A 21840-nucleotide genomic window follows, 5' to 3' on the forward strand; every position below is an offset into this window, starting at 1 on the left:
TCCGCACCGCTCGCGGGACCGAGTCCCACGAGCCCGGTCGCCACCGGTGCCCGGTTCGGCCGCCGAAGGTCTCGTTTCGCCGAGTGCGGTGCCGCTGCCCGGCTCGGCCGACCACCCGTCCAGCGCCGGACGCCCACGCGGGCCAGCGTCGTCCCGTGCCCAGAAGAGATCAACGCGAGTGCGCGGTGGTCTTTCCGCACGAGTACCGACGAGGGAGGTTTGCGCAGTGGTCTTCTCTGCCTTTCCCGCCGCTCAGGGTCTGTACGACCCCGCTTCCGAGCACGATTCCTGCGGGGTCGCCATGGTGGCCGACGTCCAGGGGCGCCGCTCGCACGGCATCGTGTCCGATGCGATGACCGCGCTGGCGAATCTCGACCACCGCGGGGCCGCCGGCGCGGAACCGACCAGCGGTGACGGCGCCGGGGTGCTGCTGCAGCTGCCGGACGAGCTGCTGCGCTCCTGCACGGGCTTCGACCTGCCCGAACCGGATGCGGCCGGCCGCGCGCGCTACGCGGCGGGCATCGCGTTCCTGCCCGCCGATCCCGAGCTGCGCGCCGCGGCGGTGGCGCTGGTGGAGCGCATCGCGATCGAAGAGGACCTGCGCGTGCTGGGCTGGCGGGAGGTGCCGATCGCACCGGATGCCGCCGGGGTGGGCACCACCGCGCTGGAGTGCATGCCGCACTTCGCGACGTTGCTGGTCGAGGGCTCCGCCGGGCAGGCCGGGCTGGAGCTGGACCGGCTGGCGTTCTGCCTGCGCAAGCGCGCCGAGCGGGAGTCCGCGCGGGAGGGCGCCGAGCTGTACTTCGCGTCGCTGTCGGCGCGCACCTTCGTCTACAAGGGCATGCTGACCACCGAGCAGCTGCCGCTGTTCTTCCCGGACCTCACCGACGAGCGCCTGGTCTCGGCGATCGCGGTGGTGCACAGCCGGTTCTCCACGAACACCTTCCCGTCGTGGCCGCTGGCGCACCCGTTCCGCTACATGGCGCACAACGGCGAGATCAACACGATCCGCGGGAACCGGAACCGGATGCGGTCCCGGGAGGCGCTGCTGGAGTCCGACCTGATCCCGGGCGACCTGTCCCGGCTGTACCCGATCTGCGCCGAGGACGGCTCGGACTCGGCCTCGTTCGACGAGGTGCTGGAGCTGCTGCACCTGGGCGGGCGCTCGCTGCCGCACTCGGTGCTGATGATGATCCCGGAGGCGTGGGAGAACCACGCCGAGATGGACCCGAAGCGCAAGGCGTTCTACCGCTTCCACGCGGGCCTGATGGAGCCGTGGGACGGCCCGGCCTGCGTCACCTTCACCGACGGTTCCCTGGTGGGCGCGGTGCTGGACCGCAACGGGCTGCGCCCGGCGCGCTGGTGGCGCACCTCCGACGACCGGGTGGTGCTGGCCAGCGAGTCCGGGGTGCTCGACCTGGACCCGGCGGAGATCGTCGCGAAGGGCCGGCTGCAGCCGGGCCGCATGTTCCTGATCGACACCGAGCAGGGCCGCGTCGTCGACGACGACGAGATCAAGACCGAGCTCGCCGAGCAGCACGCCTACGAGGAGTGGCTGCACGCGGGCCAGCTGAACCTGGGGCAGCTCGCGGACCGCGAGCACGTGGTGCAGAGCCACGAGTCGGTGGTGCGCCGCCAGCTGACGTTCGGCTACACCGAGGAGGAGCTGTCGCTGCTGCTGGCGCCGATGGCCTCCGGTGGGGGAGAACCGCTGGGCTCGATGGGGTCGGACACCCCGCAGGCCGCGTTCTCGCAGCGCTCCCGGCTGCTCTACGACTACTTCGTGCAGCACTTCGCGCAGGTCACGAACCCGCCGCTGGACGCGATCCGGGAGGAGATCGTCACCTCGGTGGCGCGGGTGATGGGCCCGGAGCAGAACCTGCTGGAGCCGGTCGCGGCCTCGTGCAGGCACGTGGTGCTGCCGACGCCGGTGATCGACAACGACGAGCTGGCGAAGCTCATCCACATCAACTCCGACGGCGACCTGCCCGGTTTCGCCTGCACCGTGCTGTCCGGCCTGTACGAGGCCGACGGTGGTGGCGCGGCGTTGGCGGAGGCGGTCGAACGGGTGCGCGAGGAGGCCTCCGAGGCGATTCGCGCGGGCGCCCGGGTACTAGTGCTCTCGGACCGGGACTCGGACCACCGGATGGCGCCGATCCCGTCGCTGCTGCTGGTCTCCGCGGTGCACCACCACCTGGTGCGCACCAAGGAGCGGCTGAAGGTGGCGCTGGTGGTGGAGAGCGGGGACGCCCGCGAGGTGCACCACATCGCCGCGCTGCTCGGCTTCGGTGCCGCCGCGGTCAACCCGTACCTGGCCTTCGAGACGATCGAGGACATGATCGCGACCGGCCAGATCACCGGGATCCGGCCGCGGGTGGCGGTCCGCAACTACGTGCAGGCGCTGGTCAAGGGCGTGCTGAAGGTGATGTCGAAGATGGGCATCTCCACCGTCGGCGCCTACACGGCCGCGCAGATCTTCGAGGCCGTCGGCCTGTCGAAGGAACTGGTCGCCGAGTACTTCACCGGCACCGGCACCCAGCTCGGCGGGGTCGAGCTGGACGCGCTGGCCGAGGAGGTCGCGCAGCGGCACCGCCGCGCCTACCCGGACAACCCGACGGACCGGGCGCACCGCAGGCTGGAGGTCGGCGGCGAGTACTCGTACCGGCGCGAAGGCGAACTGCACCTGTTCTCCCCGGAGATGGTGTTCCTGCTGCAGCACGCCACGAAGACCCGCAAGGTCGAGGCGTACCGCGAGTACACCGCCGAGTGCGACCGGCTGGCCCGCAAGGGCGGCACGGTGCGCGGCATGTTCAAGTTCGACAGCGGCCGGGCCCCCATCTCGATCGACGAGGTCGAGCCGATCTCGGAGATCATGAAGCGGTTCGCGACCGGCGGCATGAGCTACGGCGCGATCTCGGCGGAGGCGCACGAGACGCTGGCGATCGCGATGAACCGCATCGGCGGCCGCTCCAACTCCGGCGAGGGCGGTGAGGACGCCGACCGGCTCTACGACGACGAGCGCCGCTCCGGCATCAAGCAGGTCGCCTCCGGCCGATTCGGCGTCACCAGCGAATACCTGGTCAACGCGACCGACGTGCAGATCAAGATGGCGCAGGGCGCGAAGCCCGGCGAGGGCGGCCAGCTGCCCGCGCACAAGGTGTACCCGTGGATCGCGAAGACGCGGCACTCCACGCCCGGCGTCGGGCTGATCTCGCCGCCGCCGCACCACGACATCTACTCGATCGAGGACCTGGCGCAGCTGATCCACGACCTGAAGAACGCCAACGACCGGGCGCGGGTGCACGTGAAGCTGGTCAGCTCGGTCGGCGTGGGCACGGTCGCGGCCGGCGTGAGCAAGGCGCACGCGGACGTGGTGCTGGTGTCCGGGCACGACGGCGGCACCGGTGCGGCGGCGCTGACCTCGCTCAAGCACGCGGGAACCCCCTGGGAGATCGGGCTCGCCGAGACGCAGCAGACGCTGCTGCTCAACGGGCTGCGGGACCGGATCACCGTGCAGGTCGACGGCGGCATGAAGACCGGCCGCGACGTGGTGGTCGCCGCGCTGCTCGGCGCCGAGGAGTACGGCTTCGCGACCGCGCCGCTGGTGGTGGAGGGCTGCGTGATGATGCGCGTCTGCCACCTGGACACCTGTCCGGTGGGCGTGGCCACCCAGAACCCGGAGCTGCGCAAGCGCTACAACGGCCAGGTCGAGCACGTGGTCAACTTCTTCGAGTTCGTCGCCGAGGAGGTCCGCGAGCACCTGGCGCAGCTGGGCTTCCGCACGCTGGACGAGGCGATCGGCCAGGTCGGCGCGCTGCGCACCGACGAGGCGGTGGAGCACTGGAAGGCCACCGGCCTGGACCTGACGCCGCTGTTCGCCGAGCCGAAGACCCCGTACTCGGCGGTGCGCCGCCGCGTCCGCGAGCAGGACCACGGCCTCGACCACGCCCTGGACCGCACGCTGATCCAGCTGGCCGAGGCCGCGCTGGAGGACGCGCACCCGGTGCGGCTGCGGCTGCCGGTGCGCAACGTCAACCGCACCGTCGGCACCCTGCTCGGCGCCGAGGTCACCCGCCGCTACGGCGGCGCGGGCCTGCCGGACGACACGATCCGGGTGGAGCTGGAGGGCTCGGCCGGGCAGTCGCTGGGCGCGTTCCTGCCGCCGGGCGTGACGCTGGAGATGGTCGGCGACGCGAACGACTACGTCGGCAAGGGCCTCTCCGGCGGCCGCGTCGTGGTGCGCCCGCACCGGGATTCGGCGTTCGCCGCCGAGGACCAGGTGATCGCGGGCAACGTGATCGGCTACGGCGCCACCTCCGGCGAGCTGTTCCTGCGCGGCCAGGTCGGGGAGCGGTTCTGCGTGCGGAACTCGGGGGCCACCGCGGTCGCCGAGGGCGCGGGAGACCACGCCTTCGAGTACATGACCGGCGGGCGCGCGGTGGTGCTTGGCGGCACCGGGCGCAACGTGGCCGCGGGCATGTCCGGCGGCATCGCCTACGTGCTGGACCTCGATCCGGTGCGGGTGAACACGGCGATGGTGGACGTGCAGCAGCCGACGGCGAAGGACCTGAAGTGGCTGCACGAGGTGGTCCGGCGCCACCACGAGCTCACGGGTTCCACGGTGGCGGCGTCGCTGCTGGGGGACTGGACGCGGCGTTCCGCGGCGTTCTCGAAGATCATGCCCCGCGACTACGCGCGGGTGCTGGAGGCGATGCGGCTGGCCCGCTCCGAGGGCCGCGACGTGGAAGAGGCGATCATGGAGGCGTCCCGTGGCTGACCCGAAGGGTTTCCTGAAGTTCTCCCGGGCCGAGGCGCCCAAGCGCCCGTACGACGAGCGGCTCGGCGACTGGCGCGAGGTCTACGCCGCGCTGTCCACTTCGGACCAGAAGGCGGAGGTGTCCACGCAGGCCGCGCGCTGCATGGACTGCGGAATCCCCTTCTGCCACTCGGGTTCCGCGGGTTGTCCGCTGGGCAACCTCATCCCGGAGTGGAACGACCAGGTGCGCCGCGGCCAGTGGGACCGGGCGAGCGACCGGCTGCACGCGACGAACAACTTCCCGGAGTTCACCGGGAAGCTGTGCCCCGCCCCGTGCGAGGCGGCGTGCGTGCTGGCGATCTCCCCGGACGCCGGTGGCGCGGTGACGATCAAGCGCGTCGAGGAGACCATCGCGGAGGTCGCCTGGGACCAGGACCAGGTGCACCCGAGCCCGCCCGAATCGCACACCGGCAACCGGGTCGCCGTCGTCGGCTCCGGCCCGGCGGGCTTGGCCGCCGCCCAGCAGCTGACCCGCGCCGGGCACGAAGTGACGGTGTACGAGCGGGACGACCGCATCGGCGGCCTGCTCCGCTACGGCATCCCCGAGTTCAAGATGGAGAAGTCCGTCCTGGACCGGCGGCTGGCCCAGATGCGCGCCGAGGGCACGAAGTTCGTCACCGGCTGCGAGGTCGGCGTGGACCTGACCGTGGAGCAGCTGCGGGCCGGGCACGACGCCGTGGTGCTCGCGGTGGGCGCGCTGCGCGGCCGCGACGACCGCACCGTGCCGGGCCGCGAGCTGGCCGGCGTGCACCTGGCGATGGAGCACCTGGTGCCGGCGAACCGCGAGGTGGAGGGCGACGGCCCCACCCCGCTCTCCGCGCACGGCAAGCACGTCGTCGTCATCGGTGGCGGCGACACCGGCGCCGACTGCTACGGCACCGCGACCCGGCAGGGCGCGCTGAGCGTGACCCAGCTCGACCAGTACCCGCAGCCGCCGACGCGTCGCGACGACGACCTGTCGCCGTGGCCGACCTGGCCGTACGTGCTGCGCACCTACCCGGCGCACGAGGAAGCGGGCGAGCGGAAGTTCGCGGTCGCCGTGGAGGAGTTCGTCGGCGACGACGAGGGCCACGTGCGCGCGGTGCGGCTGCGCGAGGTGCGCGTGGAGCGGGACGCCGACGGCAGGCGGCAGGTGGTGCCGGTGTCCGCGGAGGCCGAGGAGGTGCCGTGCGACCTGGCGCTGTTCGCGATCGGCTTCGAAGGCGTGGAGCACATGCCGCTGCTGGACGGGCTCGGCATCGAGCTGTCCGGGCGCGGCACCATCGGCTGCGGTTCCAGCTGGGAGACCGAGGCCCCCGGCGTGTTCGTCTGCGGTGACGCGCACCGCGGCGCCTCGCTGGTGGTGTGGGCGATCGCGGAGGGCCGCTCGGTGGCGAACGCGGTGGACGCGCACCTGACCGGTGCCTCCGACCTGCCGTCGCCGGTGCACCCGACGGCGCTGCCGCTGGCGGTCTGATCCGTTCGCGGGGTTTCGCACGATTCGCCCCGCGCCGCACGACTTCCGCGTGGTCCGGTTCACGGGACCGTCCCGCCGAACCGGCCACGCGCGAGCCGGTTGATCTTTAAGCTCCCCCTCCGGGTCGCGACCACGGCCCGCATAGGTCCACAGTGGATGGGGAGGGAACGTGGATTTCCACCGGAGCCTGAACAGGGCGATCGGCGGCGGATTCCTGATCGCGATCGGGGCGGTCATGACCGTGGTGCTGATCGGCGGGTTGACCGCGGACACGGCCGTGCGGATCAACTACGTCTTCTTCGCAGCGCCGGTCGGTGTCGTGGCCGGAGTGGTCATGCTGATCAACGGGCTGCGGCCGATGACGATGCGCATCGACGAGCGCGGCATCCTGATCCAGCACCCGGCGCGGAAGGTGCGGGTGGCGCTGGGCTGGCAGAACGTCGCCGGGGTCTCGCTGAGCACCCTGCGCAAGCCCAAGGACGAGCGCAGCACCGCCACCTACCTGACGGTGTGGCCGCGGGACGGGCACAACCCGGGAGTTCCGGCGGCGTGGGTGGTCCAGCAGAACGGCTGGACCGGCTACCGGTTGGTCGACGTCGGCGACGTCCGCGAGACCGAGGACCAGTTCGGCCAGGCGCTGGGCCGGTACGCGGGGCCCGCGTACCGGTGACGGTTCTCGGACGACCGCGCCGGTGCCGGCGGCCGGTGGCCGGTCGCCGGTGGCCGGTGGCCGGTGGCGGGTCTCCGGTCGCGGGGCGCCCGGTGCGCTCGGCCCGGGTCCCGGCTCGGCTCAGTTCGGGATGAGCCTGCCGGTGTAGCCCGCGTCGACGAGCCGCAGGTAGGCCTCGTGCACCTCGGTGGGCACGGGTTGCGGGGCGGCGAACCCGAGCTCGGCGTAGCGGGTGATGCGCTGCGTGTCGCCCACCAGCATGGTGATCACCCGGTCCGGGTCGCCGATGCTCTCGACGTACTCCGCCAGCGACTGCCGGGTCGCGGCGCACCGGAACTCCGCCTCGGGCCACCGCTTCTTCGCCGTCGCGTACGCCCGGCGCTGCTGGTACGGGCGGGAGATCAGCGTGATCGTCGCGTGCAGCAGCCCCTGCTCGGCCAGCAGCGCGCGGGTGAAGTCGATGTTCTCGCCGGTGTTCGTGGCCGCGGTCTCGACCGCGATGGCCGCGTCGGGCACGCCGAGCTCCAGCGCGTGCTCCCGGAAGTGCACCGCCTCGCCGCGCGGGAACCGCTCGACGGTGGTGGGCGCGTTCGCGCCGGTGAACACGATCCGCGGGAACCAGCCCTCGTGGTACAGCTCGGCGGTGCGGGTGGCGACCCCGAGGTCGTGGCTGCCGAGCCCCACGCCCACGTCGCACCGGCGCGGCTCGTGCCGCAGGTCGTGGTAGTCCCACAACGTCCGCACGTCCGCCGGCAAGTCGGTCGGTAGCACTGGATTCCCCCTAGTCGCGAGATCAGTCCGGGATCGTGAACGTGTACGACCAGTGGAACCGGCTGGCCGCGTGCACCCCTCGGGCGAATTCGATCGGGCGACCGTCGGCGGTGCAGACGGTTCGCTCCAGGATCATCACGGGTTCGCCCGCGGGAAGTTCGAGCATGGCGATCTCGTCGGGTGCGGGCATGCGCGCGTGCACCGATTCGGTGATGCGGTCCGGTTCCAGGCCTTGTGCGGTGAGGACGGCGAAACCGCCGCCGCGCCCGGCCGGGCCGACGGCCGGGTCGACCAGCGCCGTGCCTTCCACGTCTTCGACGCGGTAGTAGCTGGTCAACGTGTGCGTGGGGGAGCGTTGGTCCCTGACCAGGCGGGCACGTTCGTACACCTCGGTGCCGGGTTCGATTCCGAGCGCGGCGGCGGTGTCGTCGTCGGCTTCGGTTCGGCGCACGGTGTTGCTTTGGTCCGTCGCCTGCCAGGGTCTGCCGGAGGCTTCCCGGTCGGCGGCGAAGGCGACGACGTCGCCGTGCTTCCACTTGCTCTTCGCGTAGCGGTCCGCGCCGAGCCGTCGCATCGGTGGCTGGGAGCGCACGACCGTGCCGCGTCGCCGGATCGGCGTGACGAGTCCTTCGGCTTCCAGCAGGGCGATGGCGCGGCGCACAGTGCCGAGGTTGACGTCGAACGAGGCCGCCAGGTCGGCCTGCTTGGGCAGCGTGGTGTCCGGCGCGTACTCGCCGGAGATGATCTTTCGGCGGAGGGTGTCGGCCACGAGTCCGTAGCTGGTCTGCATGGCCCTCCCGTCGGTTCGTCACGCGCCGCGACTGGAACGCTACCGTGCCGACTCATTCGGGCATTGATCATACGATAGATGGACACCTATTGACCGGTCAAGATCAAGGAGGCGAAATAGAAGTACATCTAAAAGAGGAGGCTGAACATGACGACCCTTGTTCCGGGAATCGACGACGAACCGCAGCGGGAATGGCTCTGCCGGTGCTCCGTCGGATCGGCGGACGTCGCGATGTGCGAGATCGGTGTCATCGCGGGTGACGTCGAACTGCGCGTGCCGGACGGAGAAGCCCAGTTCCGCTTGAGCGGCAACGAGATTGCGGTGTTCCGCCGGTCGCTCGACGAGGCGATCGAGGTCGCGGCGGCCGACCGCGCGCGCAGGCGCACGGGGGGCTGACGGCGGACGAGTGGCGGCGGCCCACGACGGGGCCGCCGCCGTCGACATCACCGTCCGCCGAGCCCCGCCAGGACGTCCGGGAGGGCATCGCCGGTGTGGACCACGCCGAGGCGCTGGGTGGCGCGGGTCAGGGCCACGTACAGGTCGTTGAGCCCGCGCGCCGACTCGCCGAGGATCCGGTCCGGGTCGGCGACCAGCACCGAGTCGAACTCCAGGCCCTTCGCCTGCTCCACGGTGAGCACCACGGCCCGCGCTTCGAGGCCTTCCTCCTGCGCCCCGACCTCCGCTTCCGGCACCTGCTCGGCGATGCGGCCGCCGACCTCGGCGAGGTGCTCCGGCGGCAGCAGCACCGCGAGGGTGCCCTCGACGGCGGCGAGCTCGTCGCGCACCAGGCCCGGCAACGCCGCGGCCAGCTCCGCCTCCGGAACCCGCCGCGTCCACGGCTGGTGCCCGCTGGTGCGCACCGAGGTCGGCGCCTCCAGATCGGTGTCGAGCTCGTCGAGCACGTCGGCGGCGACCGCCATGATCTCGGCGGGCGTCCGGTAGTTGACGGTCAGCTCGGCGAGCTTCCACCGGTCCATCACGTACGGCGACAGCACCTCGTCCCACGACGCCGCGCCGCCGAGCGCCCCGGTCTGGGCGATGTCGCCGACGAGCGTCATCGACCGGCTGGGGCAGCGGCGCATCAGCACCCGCCACGCCATCGTGGACAGCTCCTGGGCTTCGTCGACGATGACGTGCCCGAAGGTCCAGGTGCGGTCCTCGGCGGCGCGTTCGGCGGCGGTGAGGTCGCTGCGGGTGCGGTGGCGCTGCGCGAGCAGTTCGGCGTCGAGCACGTCGGAGACGCGGAGCCGTTCCTCGTCGGCGATCTCCTCGTCCTGCTCCATGATGTGCAGCACGCCCTGGGCGTAGGCGAGTTCCTCGCGCTCCTGCCGCGCCTGCTCCTCGCGGGCCTTGGTGTCGTCCTCGCCGAGCAGTTCGGCCAGCTCGTCCAGCAGCGCGGCGTCCGCGGGCGTCCACGCCGACCCCGGCGCGCGCAGCAGCAGTTGCCGCTCCTGGTCGGTGAGGTGCTTGCGGGCGGCGGTGGTGAGCCGCTTCGGCACGCTGAGCAGGTCGTCGAGGAGCTGCTGCGGCGTCAGCTGCGGCCACAGCGAGTCGAGCACCTCGGTGACTGCGTCGTCGGCGCGCAGCTCGGCGCCGATGTCGTCCAGGTCGCGGCGGTCCAGCAGGTCCCGGCCGAGCCGGTCGGCCACCTGCCTGGTCAGCCCGGAGACCATCTCCTTGCGGAAGATCTTGCGGGCGTGGTTGTGCGGCTTGCGGGACCGGCGCGCGCGGCTGCGGGCGTGCGAGACGAGGTTCTTGCCGATGGTCAGCGGCTCCCGGTCGAACAGCACCTCGATCGGTTCCCGCGGCACCCGCTGGCGGTCCCGCACGGCCGAGTTCAGCACCTGCACCATCGCGCCGCGGCCCTTGATCTCCGCGGCCTCCGCCGGTTCGAGGGCGGTGGCGTCGATGCCGGGGAACAGCTGCCCGGCGGTGGACAGCAGCACGCCGGTCTCGCCGAGCGACGGCAGCACCTGCCCGATGTAGCGCAGGAACGTCGAGTTCGGCCCGACCACGAGCACGCCGCGCTTGGTCAGCTGCTCGCGGTAGGTGTAGAGCAGGAACGCGGCGCGGTGCAGCGCGACCGCCGTCTTGCCGGTGCCCGGCCCGCCCTGCACCACCAGCACCCCGTTCATGGGGGCGCGGATGATGCGGTCCTGCTCGGCCTGGATGGTGGCGACGATGTCGCCCATCTGGCCGGTGCGGCGCGCGTCGAGCGCGGCCAGCAGCGTGGCCTCCCCGGCGAGGCCGAGGTCGCTGCCCTGCTCGCCGGCGTCCAGGTCGAGGATCTCGTCCTCGAGGTCCACCACGGTGCGCCACTTGCTGCGCAGGTGGCGGCGCCGCCACACGCCTTCGCGGGCGGCGGCGGTGGCCAGGTAGAACGGGCGTGCCGCCGGGGCGCGCCAGTCGATCAGCAGCGGCTCGTACTCCCGCTCCTCGTCGAACAGGCCGATCCGTCCGATGTGGAAGACCTCGTCGCTGTCCAGGTCCAGGCGCCCGAAGCACAACCCGTGCTCGACCGCGCTGAGCTGGGTCAGCTTGTCGGTGTACATGGTGGTGGAGATGTCGCGCTCGGTCCGGGCCTGCGGCGTCCCGCCGGTTTCGCGCAGCGTGTCGGTGAGCCGCTTCGTGGCGTCCCGGCGGAGTTCGTCGAGTTTGTCGTAGAGCGTCGAGACGTACTGCTGCTCGGCGGCTAGGTCGTCGGTGCGGTCGGGTCCCCGATCAGCTCGGGCATTGGACAACTTGGTTCCACCTCGTGCTCAACCGTGATGTGCCGGACGGATGTGCCGGACGGGTGCGATGCGTCCCTGGCGAAAGTCCGACCAACCATCATACCGGCCGCGGGAGCGGTCCCTCCGGCTACAGCAGCAGCTCCAGGAGGCAGATCACCGCGAACGAGACGACGGACAGGATGGTCTCCATCGCCGACCAGGTCTTGAGGGTCTGCCCGACGGTCATCCCGAAGTACTCCTTCACGAGCCAGAACCCGGCGTCGTTGAGGTGCGAGAAGAACACCGAACCGGAGCCGATGGCCAGCGCCACCAGCGCCCCGTGCACCGGGTCCAAGCCGGTGACCAGCGGCGCGACCATCCCGGCGGCGGAGATGGTGGCGACGGTCGCGGAACCGGTGGCGACCCGGATGCCGACGGCGATCAGCCAGGCCAGCACCAGCGGCGACAGGTGGGCGCCCGCGGCCAGGTCGGTGATCATCGTGTTGACGCCGGATTCGACGAGGGTCTCCTTAAACCCGCCGCCCGCGCCGACGATGAGGATGATCCCGGCGACCGGCGGCAGCGAGGAGCCGACGATGCCGGAGAGCCGCTCGCGCCCGAGCCCGGAGCGCGGCCCGAGCGTGCCCATGGCCAGCAGCACGGTCAGCGCCAGCGCCACCACCGGCGTGCCGAGGGTGTCCAGCACCGCGTAGGCGCCCGTGCCCTCGGTCAGCGCCAGGTCGGCGACGGACTTGCCGAGCATCAGCAGCACCGGCAGCAGCAGCATCAGCACCGACAGCGCGAACCCGGGCCGCCTGCCCTCGCTGTCCGGGCCGGGTGCCTTGCCGAGCAGCGTGGCCGCGGCGGGCAGCTCGACCCGCTTCGCGATGAACGAGCCGAACACGGGTCCGGCGACGACGGCGGTGGGGATGGCCACCACGATGCCGAGCGCGAGCGTGGTGCCCAGGTCGACGCCGAGCGCGTCCACCGCGGCCAGCGGTCCCGGGTGCGGCGGTACCAGCCCGTGCAGGATGGACAGCCCGGCGAGCGCGGGGATCCCGATCCGCAGCATCGGCTGCTCGGAGCGGGCGGCGACCATGACCACGACCGGCACCAGCAGCACGACGCCGACTTCGAAGAACATCGGCAGGCCGAGCAGCGCCGCGATGAACACCATCGCCCACGGCAGCGTGCGACGGGTGGTGCGCGCGAGCACGGTCTCCACGATCTGCTCGGCGCCGCCGGTGTCGGTGAGCAGCCTGCCGAGCATGGCGCCGAGCGCGACGAGCAGCCCCACGTCCCCGACGGTCGAGCCGAGCCCTTCGGTGAAGGTGTCGACGAGGTCGGCGAACGGCATCCCGGCGGTGACGCCGAGGGTGGTGGCGCCCAGCGCGAGCGCCAGGAACGGGTGCAGCTTCACCCAGCTGATCAGCACGACGATGACGGCGATGCCGGCGACCGCGGCGGCCAGCAGGCGGGTGTCGTGGCCGGTCCAGGCTGCGGGCGGGGCCTGCGCGAGCAGGGCTGCGGTCGGGTGCGGCAATGGCATGGGGGCTCCTCGCTGAGCTCGGTCGCGGCCCAGCCTAGGAGCAGATCCCCAATAAGTATGACTTTTGGGCCGAGTGAACCGATTAAGTCGGCTCTGTTAGCCGAGTCACCGGCATAGTGCGGTCAGGCGCCCGCGACCTCCGGGGCGTTGCTGGAAGAGTGGGCCGTCGACGGAAGGAGCCCGGTGAGCGGCGGATTGCACGGGCAGGTGGTCGACGTGCTCGGCCACGAGATCAGCGCGGGAGTGCACCCGCCGGGCAGCGTGCTGCGGATCGACGGGCTGGAGGAGCGGTTCGGCATCTCCCGCAGCGTCGCCCGCGAAGTGGTGCGCACCCTGGCCTCGATCCGGCTGGTGGTCAGCCGCAAGCGCGTCGGCGTGGTGGTGCGCCCGCGCGCCGAGTGGAACACCTTCGACCCGGCGCTGATCCGCTGGCTGCTGGCGGTGGACCGGTCCGCGCAGGTCCGCACGCTGGCCGAGCTGCGCACCGCGGTCGAACCGGTCGCCGCGGCCGCCGCGGCCCGCAACGCCGGTCACGAGCAGGCGGCCCGGCTGGTCGCGCTCGCCGAGCGGATGGTCGCCACCGCCCGCGCCGGCGACCTGGAGACCTTCCTGGAGGCCGACGTCGCCTTCCACGGCCTGGTGCTGGCCGCCTCCGGCAACGAGATGTTCGCGCAGCTGGAGGACGTCTTCGGCGAGGTCCTGCGCTGGCGGACCGGCCGCGGTCTCATGCCGGAGCACCCGAAGCCGGTCGCGCTCCGGCTGCACTGCGAGATCGCCGAGTGCGTCCGCGGCGGGGATCCGGCGCGCGCCGAAGCGGCGATGCGCGAACTGGTGGAGGAGGCGTTCGAAGGCACCCTGGAGAGCCTCGACGCCGAACGGCGCGCCACCGGAACCGCTCAGTAGCCCTCGTACGAGCCGCCGGAGCTCACGCCCTGCACGCCGGGCACGTTCGAGATCGAGCCGTACCGGTCGATGGAGTAGCGGGTGGCGGCGACGATGTTGTCCACCGGGTTCCAGATGTCCTGGTGCCCCGGCACCGCGTACGAGTGGAACGTCGGGTCGATCGTCTGCATCAGGCCCTTCGACGGGGTGCCCGCCGCGGCGTTCGAGTCCCAGCCGTTGGCCGCGGCCGGGTCGCCACCGGACTCGTGCAGGATGATCGTGCGCAGCGCGGACGGGTCGATCTGCTCGCGGGGGACGCCGTTCGCTTCGAGGACCGCGGTGGCCTGGCTGATCCAGCCGTCGACGGGGTCGGTGGGCGCGCCGTCCAGCCCGGGACCGGTGTTCGGGGGACTCACCGGTCCGGGCTGGACGTGCCCGGCAGCCGCTTCGGGAGCGGCGCGGACCTGGGGGGCGTGCTCGACCGCGGGGTCCTCGGCGGGGGATCCGCCGAGGACGGTGCTGAGCACGCCGGTGGCGACGATCGCGGCACCGATCTGGGCCGTCCGCATCCGGGGGTGAGGCGGTGCGGGCCGATGGCGGTGCCGACGTTCCACAACTCGCGCAGCTGCGGGACCGTCTTCTCCTGCAGGCGCCGCAGCGTCGCCGGAGTCTTGCGCTCGGGGGTGGGCAGGGCTTCGGGGAAGGTGTGGTCGGGGGAACTCACGAGAACCCACCGTCCATCACCGGCCGTGTACCTGCATCGCGGTTTCCACGTAGGCGGGTACCTACTTTGGTAGATCGGAGCGACCGATTCGCGGGGTCGTCGTCACTCCGCGTGCACCAAAGCCCGGCATTCCCTGAGTTCGACTCAGCACCGGCGTGATCCGTCCCGACCCTGCCGACCACCCGCCGCTCCCGTCAAGGACCCGCTCGTCTCGGCTGAAGCCCACAGCTGCGGCGAGCACGAGACGGATCACGTCGCCCCGCCCGCTTCCGTTCGCCCGCCGGCGGAGCCGCTGAGCCGACGATCACCAGCGCGGCAGGACCCCAGCCGAGGCTCCACCACCCCGCCGCGGCAGGAGCGGAGCCCTCAGGCCCGGCGCCCCGCCAGCCAGCCCGCGATCTGGGCCCGCGACGAGAAGTCCAGCTTCGTCAGGATGTGCTGCACGTGGCCTTCCACGGTGCGCTGCGCGATCACTAGCGACTCCGCGATCTCCTTGTTCGTCCGGCCCTGCGCGACGAGCTCGGCGATCTCCCGCTCCCGCTTGGTCAGCGTCGTCGCCGACAGCTCGTCCGGCGCCACGCTGCGGGTGGCCCGCTTGAGCTCCAGCGCGTAGTCCACCGCGGCCTCCGGCGACATCTGGTAGCCGCGGTCGTAGGCCTCCCGGAAGGCGCGGTCGCCGAGGGCCTGCCGGGTCCCGCGCTCGTGCTCGTCGTGCGCGTTGCGGAAGCTCGCGTAGAACTCGGGCGCCGCGCGGACCGCGTCCCACACCGCCGAGGCCGCCCCGAACAGCCGCGCCGCCCGCTCGTCGCGGCCGAGGCCGTGCGCGATCCACGCCAGGATGTCCATGGTGAAGGCGCTGGAGAGCCGGTTGTCCAGCCTGCGCTGCAACCGCAGCGCCTCCTTCGCCGCGGTCTCGGCGCGGGCCGAGGCGCCGCGCAGGATCTCGATGTGCGCGCTCGCCCACAGCGCAGTGGAGCGCCAGAACAGCTCGCCGCGCCCGGTGGTGGCCTCGATGCACTCCCGCAGCAGCGCGATCCCGCCGTCGTGGTCGCCGCGCACCCCCTTGACCAGTCCCAGCGCGAACGACCCGAACCACTCGCCGTGCGGCGCGGCCAGGTCCTGGAACCGGGCGAGCGCGTCGGTGAGCAGCCGTTCCGCCTCGCCGAGGTCGTTGTGGAAGAACGCGGCCATGCCGCGGATCTGGGTGACGTAGGCGACCTCGAACTCGTCGTCGTGCTCGGCGGCGAGGTCGGCGGCCTCGGCCAGCAGCGGTTCCGCGGTGGCCGCGTCGCCCTGCACCAGCGCGAACCAGGCGTTCGCCCGCAGCCCCTCGGACCGCTCCGGGGAGTCCGCCGGGACGTGCGCGAGCGCGGTCTCCAACCAGTGCCGGGCCTCCCCGTTGAGCCCCCGGATGCCCCAGAACGGGGTGAGCCGCGCCGCCAGCCGCAGCGCCTGCGGAGCGGTCTCCTCCCGGTGCGCGGCCGTGTCCAGCGCGAGCCGCACGTTGTCCAGGTCCAGCCGCAGCTCCCGCACCCACGACACCTGGTCGGGGCCGAGCCATTCGGCGGCGAACCGCTCGGCGACCTCCGCGTACCAGTCGCGGTGGCGGCCCAGCACCCGCTGCCGCTCGCCCGCGGCGTCCAGGCGTTCCTGCCCGTAGTCGCGCAGCGCGTGCAGCAGCCGGAACCGCACCTCGTCGCCCTCCTGCTCGCGCACCAGGACCGACTGGTCCACCAGCGAGTGCATCGCGCCGAGCACGTCGACGCGGCTCAACCCGTCGCTGGCGACGTGCTCGGCCGCGGCGAGGCCGAAGCTGCCCGCGAACACCGACACCCGCGCCCACGCGACCCGGTCCTGCTCGGAACACAGCTCGTAGCTCCAGTCGATCAGCGCGCGCAGGCTCTGCTGCCGGGTGGGCGCGCCGCGGCGGCCTTCGCTGAGCAGCTGGTACCGCTCCACCAGCCGCTCCTCCAGCTGGTGCAGGGACAGCGACCGCAGCCGCACCGCGGCGAGCTCGATGGCCAGCGGGTTCCCGTCCAGCCGCGCGCACAGCCGCATCAGCACCGCGCCGTCCTCCTCGGTGACCTCGAAGTCCGGCACGGTGGCGCGGGCGCGGTCGAGGAACAGCCGCACCGAGGAGAACTGCTCGTAGGACTCGGGAGGCGGCGGGTCGTCCAGGTCGGGGACCTGCAGCGGCGGCACGACGACGGTCGCCTCCCCGGCCACGCCGAGGGACTGCCTGCTGGTGGCCAGCACCCGCACCCCCGGGCACCAGCGCAGCACCGAGTCGACGAACAGCGCGGCGTCCTCGATGACGTGCTCGCAGTTGTCGACGACGAGCAGCATCTCGCGGTGCTTGAGGTGTTCGACGACGGCGTCCACGTCGGTGCCGGAGGACGGCCCGCCGAGGCTGAGCTGCTCGATGGCGGCTTCGGCGATCAGCGTTCCGTCGCGGAGCTCTTCCAGGCTGACGCACCACGCCTTGTCCCGGAAGATCCGCCGCATGCCGGAGGCCACCCGCAACGCCAGCCGCGTCTTGCCGACTCCGCCGTGGCCGGTGAGGGTCACCAGCCGGGATTCGGCGAGCAACCGCTTCGTCCGGGTGATCTCGTGCCGCCGGCCGACGAAGCTGGTGACGTCGACCGGTAGGTTGCCCGCCGACTCGCGGACGCGGGCCGAGCGCGCACTGGAGACCACACCCCGAGCCTAACCCGGCTCGCCCCCGCAGTCGGGGCGATCTTGCAGGTCAGCGGCCCGCGCAGGTGAGGCGCTCGCGCGCGAGATCGACGAATCGCCGTTGCCCGGTGCGCAGTCCGTGCAAACCCAGCGAGACGGTCCGACGGAACGTGGTGAGCGCCGCGACGTGCTCTCGTCGTGGCCGTTCCGGGTCCCCGCCTGCCGCGCGGTAGGCGGCCAGCAGCCGGTCCAGCGCTCTCGGGCCGAACGCGGCGAGCGGGGCGACGAAGTCGCTCACCGGGTCGTCGACGCCGGCATCCGCCCAGTCGAGCAGGCCGGTGAGGACTCCCGAACCGTCCACCAGCGTGTGGTTGGGGCTGAGATCGTGGTGCACCGGTACGCCCTCGCCCCGCCAGCACCGGTCGTCGTCGAGCCACCGCCGCCACCGGTCCGCGCAGCGCTCCGGTACGGCCAGCTCGGCGACCCCCTCGGCGAGCCGGTCGGCGACGTCGGTGCGCAGCGCTTCCGGTCCGGCGATCTCGATGCCGGTGGGTGCGACCTCGGCGCTCGGGGTGCTGTGGAGCGCGGCGATCACCGCGCCGAGCCGCACCAGGTGCCCCTCGCTCGCCGTGATCAGCGGCATCGCCACCGCGATCGGATCGTCGGAGGCCAGCGGTTCCCCGGCCAGGCGTCGATAGGCGACCAGATCCGGGGCGGTGATCTTCCACTCGGGCAGCTCCACCGGCAGCCGCGGGCGCAGCACGGCCAACATCCGGGCCTCCACCGGGATGCGTTCGGCCACCTCCGGGCGGCGAGGTTCGCGCAGCACCCAGCGGCTGCCGTCGCCATCGGTGGCGAAGTGCACCCGGAAGTCCCACCCGGTCTCGTCGACCCCGTCGATCCGCACGTCGAGACCGTGCGCGCGGGCGACCTCGTCGATCATGCCTGCACGGTAGCCCGGTGGCGTGCACCACGTCTCTCGGATTTCGCCCGCCACGACCAGCGAGAACCGTGCCGGGCGCGGCCCTACCGTGGGAGGTGGCCGTCGTCCGCGCCGATGCGCAGGGGGTGCCCGATGCGGGGGAACGATGCGAGCAGGGGAGCCGCGGCGCTGCTGGGAACGGCGGCGCTGGTCGCGGGGCTGTGCGGCGGGGCGTCCGCGGCCGCCGCGGCACCGGCCGCGCCACCACCGGCGCCCGCCGCGGCCGAGCAGCCGGCCCGGCACGTGCTGGTGACGATGGTCGACTACCGGCTGCTGCTGCCCGCGCACCTCCCGCCGGGGCGCTACACCTTCCGCGCGGTGAACCGGGGGATCGCGCCGCACGCGCTGGAGATCAAGGGCCCGGGGGTGGCGGACGAGCGCACGATCACGGTCCGGACGGGTGCCTCCGCCGATCTCACCGTCACGCTGACCCGCGGCACCTACGACTTCTGGTGCCCGGTCGGCAACCACCGCCAGGTCGGTATGCAGCGGTACGTCCACGTCGGCTGACCGGCTCGCGGGCCCACCAGCCCGCGGGACGGAACGCCCACCGACCGGGAATTCACGCGCGCTCCGTCGGTGCCCGGTGCCACGCTGCGCGCATGACCGACCACAAGGACGACCTGCACCAGTACCTGCGCGACGCCCGCGACGCGTTGCTGTGGAAGCTCGACGGGCTCTCCGACCAGGACGTGCGGCGGCCGCTGACGCCGACCGGCACGAACCTGCTGGGGCTGCTCAAGCACGTGGCGAGCGTGGCGGTGGGCTACTTCGGCGAGGTGTACGACCGCCCGTTCCCCGAGCCGATGCCGTGGATCGAGGACGGCGGCGAGCGCAACGAGGACATGTACGCCACCGCCGACGAGTCCCGCGAGCAGATCATCGGCTTCTGGCACCGCGCCTGGGCGCACGCGGACGCGACCATCGCGGCGCTGCCGCTGGACGCCGCCGGCCGGGTGCCGTGGTGGCCGCCGGAGCGCGGCGAGATCACCCTGCACCGGCTGCTGTGCCACATGCTGGAGGAGACCGCCCGCCACACCGGTCACGCCGACGTGGTCCGCGAGCTCATCGACGGTGCGGTGGGCAGGCGCGCGAACGCGGGCAACCTGCCGCAGCAGGACGAGCGCTGGTGGGCGGACTACCGCGACCACCTGGAGGAGATCGCCCGCACCGCCCGCTAGCCGGCGCCGCGACCGGGTTCGACGTCGAACGCGACCGCGCTCGGCCCGAACCCGGGTTCGTCGACGCGCTCGACGCCCGGGCCCCGATGGCGCGATCGGCGGTCTCCTAAGCTGACCGGATGCGGTTCGAGGGGTTCGGGGACGGGGCGGTCGAGTTCTACGAGGGCTTGGCGGCCGACAACTCCAAGGCCTACTGGAGCGACCACCTGGCCGTGTACCGGGAGCAGGTGCGCGCCCCGATGGAGGCGCTGCTCGCCGAGCTGGAACCCGAGTTCGCCGCCGAGGTCGACTCCGGCGGGGCGACCGGCAAGGGCAAGGTGTTCCGCCCGCACCGGGAGGTGCGCTTCAGCAAGGACAAGTCGCCGTACAAGACCCACTGCGGCGCCGTCGTGGAGGCGGGGCGCGGCGGTGGCGCCTACTACGCGGAGATCAGCGCGGACGGGCTGCTCGTCGCGGGCGGCTGCTTCCACGCCGAACCCGACCAGCTGGCCCGCTACCGGGCGGCGGTGGACGAACCGCTGCACGGGAAGGCGCTGGAGGAGATCTTGGCCGCGCTGGGGAAGCGCTGGGAGCTCGGCGGCGACGTGCTCGCCACCCGCCCGCGCGGCGTGGCCGCCGACCACCCGCGGCTGGAGCTGCTGCGGCACCGCTCGCTGCACGTGGCTCGCCGCTGGGCGCCGGACGACGTGCTGCACGAGCGCGGCTGCCTCACCCGGGTCCGCACGGCGTGGCGGGAGCTGCGCGAGCTCAACCGGTGGTGCGCCGACCACGTGGGACCCAGCGACCGGCGGCGCTGACCAGCAGGCCGAGCAGCGCGCCGAGCACGTCCACCAGCGCGTCCAGCACGTCGCCGCTGCGCCCCAGCGGCAGCACCGCCTGCAGCACTTCCGAGAGCCCCGCGTACGCCACGAGACCGGCGGCCAGCGGCAGCAGCGGCAGGCGCGCGAGGCGACCGGACCACGCCAGCGCCGCGAACAGCACCAGGTGCACGACCTTGTCGGTGCCGGCCGGCGCCGAGGGCACCCCGGACTCGGGGGTGAACAGGATGATCAGGCTGCCTCCGATGATCATTCCGAAGAGCAGCTGACCGGGCCGTGGCCTGTAATGATTCAGCACCGCAAGATCCCGATCGGTTCGTTTCCAGGTGGCTGCGTATTCGACGCGCGCCCGGAGAGACTAGGCTGACCCAACGTGAGTCGACGAGCCAAGATCGTTTGTACCATGGGCCCCGCCACCGCCTCGCCGGAGAAGGTGGCCGAGCTCGTCAGCAGCGGAATGGACGTCGCCCGGTTGAACTTCAGCCACGGCAGCCACGGCGACCACCAGCAGGTCTACGACCTGGTGCGTACCGCCGCCAAGGAAAGTGGCCGTGCCGTCGGCATCCTCGCCGACCTGCAAGGACCTAAGATCCGCCTCGGCAAGTTCGCGGAAGGTCCGGTCGAGTGGAACACCGGCGACGTCGTGCGAATCACGATCGACGACGTGCAAGGCACCCACGATCGTGTTTCCACCACCTACAAGGGGTTGGCGGCCGACGCCAAGGTCGGTGACCGAGTCCTGGTCGACGACGGCAAGGTGGGTCTGACCGTCTCCGCCGTCGAGGGCAACGACGTCGTCTGCGACGTCGTCGAGGGCGGCCCCGTCTCCGACCACAAGGGACTGTCCATGCCGGGCATGGACGTGTCGGTGCCCGCGATGTCCGAGAAGGACGTCGCGGACCTCGAGTTCGCCCTCCAGCTCGGCGTGGACTTCATCGCGCTGTCCTTCGTGCGCAGCCCCGCCGACATCGACCTGGTGCACCAGGTGATGGACCGGGTGGGCCACCGGCTCCCGGTGATCGCGAAGCTGGAGAAGCCGGAGGCGGTGGACAACCTGGAGGCCATCGTGCTGGCCTTCGACGGCGTCATGGTCGCCCGCGGTGACCTCGGCGTGGAACTCCCCCTCGAGCACGTGCCGTTGGTCCAGAAGAAGGCGATCCGGATCGCCCGGGAGAACGCGAAGCCGGTCATCGTGGCCACCCAGATGCTGGACTCGATGATCCACAACTCGCGGCCGACCCGCGCCGAGACCTCCGACGTCGCCAACGCCGTCCTGGACGGCACCGACGCGGTGATGCTCTCCGGCGAGACCAGCGTCGGCGACTACCCGATCGAGACGGTGCAGACGATGGCCCGCATCGTCGAAGCCGTCGAGGACGGATCGCCCACGCCGCCGCCGCTGAGCCACGTGCCGCGCACCAAGCGGGGCGTCATCTCCTACGCGGCCCGCGACATCGGGGAGCGGCTCAGCGCGAAGGCGCTGGTCGCGTTCAGCCAGTCCGGCGACACCGTGCGGCGGCTCGCCCGGCTGCACACCCGGTTGCCGCTGCTGGCGTTCACCCCCGAGGAATCGGTGCGCAGTCAGCTCGCTCTCACTTGGGGGACGGAGACGTTCCTCGTGCCTAAAGTGGACACGACCGACCAAATGGTCCGGCAGGTGGACCAGGCGATGCTGTCGCTCGGCCGATCGCAGCGCGGTGACATGGTGGTCGTGGTCGCCGGTTCCCCGCCGGGCACCGTGGGTTCGACGAACCTGATCCGGGTGCACCGCCTCGGCGAGGAAGACCACGTCTGATCCGCGCTGCGCGCGGAGG

The 21840-nt window shown here is 72.3% G+C and carries 17 protein-coding genes; 9 read left to right on the forward strand and 8 right to left on the reverse strand.

From position 1 onward, the window contains the following. The first annotated feature begins 226 nt into the window (after positions 1-226). The 3 genes from gltB to H1226_RS07355 all read left to right on the forward strand — a co-directional run bounded on the left by gltB (position 227) and on the right by H1226_RS07355 (position 6942). Positions 227-4777 (forward strand): glutamate synthase large subunit, encoded by a 4551-nt coding sequence (gltB, locus tag H1226_RS07345; protein WP_258348010.1) that lies wholly within the window; start codon positions 227-229, stop codon positions 4775-4777. Further along, on the forward strand, positions 4770-6272 hold the full coding sequence (locus H1226_RS07350) for a glutamate synthase subunit beta (RefSeq protein WP_258348011.1): 1503 nt from the start codon (positions 4770-4772) through the stop codon (positions 6270-6272). Before gltB ends, H1226_RS07350 begins: the two co-directional genes overlap by 8 nt. 169 nt (positions 6273-6441) lie before the next feature. Continuing rightward, a complete protein-coding gene (locus H1226_RS07355) occupies positions 6442-6942 on the forward strand; it encodes a hypothetical protein (RefSeq protein WP_258348012.1) in 501 nt (166 codons plus the stop codon). Positions 6943-7062: 120 nt separating this feature from the next. On the opposite strand, the gene H1226_RS07360 is transcribed toward H1226_RS07355, so the two are convergent. Continuing rightward, positions 7063-7713 carry a YdcF family protein gene (locus H1226_RS07360; RefSeq protein ID WP_258348013.1) on the reverse strand — a complete coding sequence of 217 codons (651 nt, stop codon included), beginning with the start codon at positions 7711-7713 and terminating at the stop codon, positions 7063-7065. 22 nt (positions 7714-7735) lie between these two features. Beyond that, positions 7736-8503, reverse strand: coding sequence for a GntR family transcriptional regulator (locus H1226_RS07365; protein ID WP_258348014.1), 768 nt, complete (start codon positions 8501-8503; stop codon positions 7736-7738). Between the two features lie 147 nt (positions 8504-8650). Between H1226_RS07365 and H1226_RS07370 the strand changes: the two genes are divergently transcribed. Continuing rightward, positions 8651-8899 (forward strand): hypothetical protein, encoded by a 249-nt coding sequence (locus H1226_RS07370; protein ID WP_258348015.1) that lies wholly within the window; start codon positions 8651-8653, stop codon positions 8897-8899. Between the two features lie 47 nt (positions 8900-8946). Here the strand turns inward: H1226_RS07370 and H1226_RS07375 are convergent, their stop codons facing one another. Beyond that, on the reverse strand, positions 8947-11244 hold the full coding sequence (locus H1226_RS07375) for a HelD family protein (protein WP_258348016.1): 2298 nt from the start codon (positions 11242-11244) through the stop codon (positions 8947-8949). Positions 11245-11362: 118 nt separating this feature from the next. Beyond that, the gene (locus H1226_RS07380; protein WP_258348018.1) at positions 11363-12763 is read right to left on the reverse strand and encodes a GntP family permease; all 1401 of its coding nucleotides are present in this window, start codon (positions 12761-12763) and stop codon (positions 11363-11365) included. A 183-nt stretch (positions 12764-12946) separates the two neighbouring features. Between H1226_RS07380 and H1226_RS07385 the strand changes: the two genes are divergently transcribed. Then, positions 12947-13666, forward strand: a complete 720-nt coding sequence (locus tag H1226_RS07385) for a FadR/GntR family transcriptional regulator (protein WP_224961889.1) — start codon at positions 12947-12949, stop codon at positions 13664-13666. Here the strand turns inward: H1226_RS07385 and H1226_RS07390 are convergent. The 3 genes from H1226_RS07390 to H1226_RS07400 all read right to left on the reverse strand — a co-directional run bounded on the left by H1226_RS07390 (position 13660) and on the right by H1226_RS07400 (position 17988). Next, positions 13660-14214: a lytic transglycosylase domain-containing protein gene (locus tag H1226_RS07390; RefSeq protein WP_255615515.1), complete on the reverse strand. Its 555-nt coding sequence runs from the start codon at positions 14212-14214 to the stop codon at positions 13660-13662. The two genes, H1226_RS07385 and H1226_RS07390, sit on opposite strands and share 7 nt — an antisense overlap. Before the next feature lie 521 nt (positions 14215-14735). After that, the gene (locus tag H1226_RS07395) at positions 14736-17066 is read right to left on the reverse strand and encodes an ATP-binding protein (protein ID WP_258348021.1); all 2331 of its coding nucleotides are present in this window, start codon (positions 17064-17066) and stop codon (positions 14736-14738) included. A 49-nt stretch (positions 17067-17115) separates the two neighbouring features. Continuing rightward, a complete protein-coding gene (locus tag H1226_RS07400) occupies positions 17116-17988 on the reverse strand; it encodes a macrolide 2'-phosphotransferase (protein ID WP_258348023.1) in 873 nt (290 codons plus the stop codon). Between the two features lie 132 nt (positions 17989-18120). Between H1226_RS07400 and H1226_RS07405 the strand changes: the two genes are divergently transcribed. The 3 genes from H1226_RS07405 to H1226_RS07415 all read left to right on the forward strand — a co-directional run bounded on the left by H1226_RS07405 (position 18121) and on the right by H1226_RS07415 (position 20005). Next, positions 18121-18537: a hypothetical protein gene (locus H1226_RS07405; RefSeq protein WP_258348025.1), complete on the forward strand. Its 417-nt coding sequence runs from the start codon at positions 18121-18123 to the stop codon at positions 18535-18537. 92 nt (positions 18538-18629) lie between these two features. Next, the gene (locus tag H1226_RS07410) at positions 18630-19208 is read left to right on the forward strand and encodes a DinB family protein (RefSeq protein WP_258348027.1); all 579 of its coding nucleotides are present in this window, start codon (positions 18630-18632) and stop codon (positions 19206-19208) included. 119 nt (positions 19209-19327) lie between these two features. Further along, the gene (locus H1226_RS07415; RefSeq protein ID WP_258348028.1) at positions 19328-20005 is read left to right on the forward strand and encodes a DUF2461 domain-containing protein; all 678 of its coding nucleotides are present in this window, start codon (positions 19328-19330) and stop codon (positions 20003-20005) included. Here the strand turns inward: H1226_RS07415 and H1226_RS07420 are convergent. Further along, on the reverse strand, positions 19956-20279 hold the full coding sequence (locus H1226_RS07420; protein ID WP_258348029.1) for a VanZ family protein: 324 nt from the start codon (positions 20277-20279) through the stop codon (positions 19956-19958). The two genes, H1226_RS07415 and H1226_RS07420, sit on opposite strands and share 50 nt — an antisense overlap. 120 nt (positions 20280-20399) lie before the next feature. Here H1226_RS07420 and pyk point away from each other — a divergent pair, with 120 nt between their 5' ends. Continuing rightward, the gene (pyk, locus tag H1226_RS07425; RefSeq protein ID WP_258348030.1) at positions 20400-21821 is read left to right on the forward strand and encodes a pyruvate kinase; all 1422 of its coding nucleotides are present in this window, start codon (positions 20400-20402) and stop codon (positions 21819-21821) included. The last annotated feature ends 19 nt before the right edge of the window (positions 21822-21840 follow it).

The organism is Saccharopolyspora gregorii (assembly GCF_024734405.1).
Taxonomy (GTDB): Bacteria; Actinomycetota; Actinomycetes; order Mycobacteriales; family Pseudonocardiaceae; genus Saccharopolyspora_C; species Saccharopolyspora_C gregorii.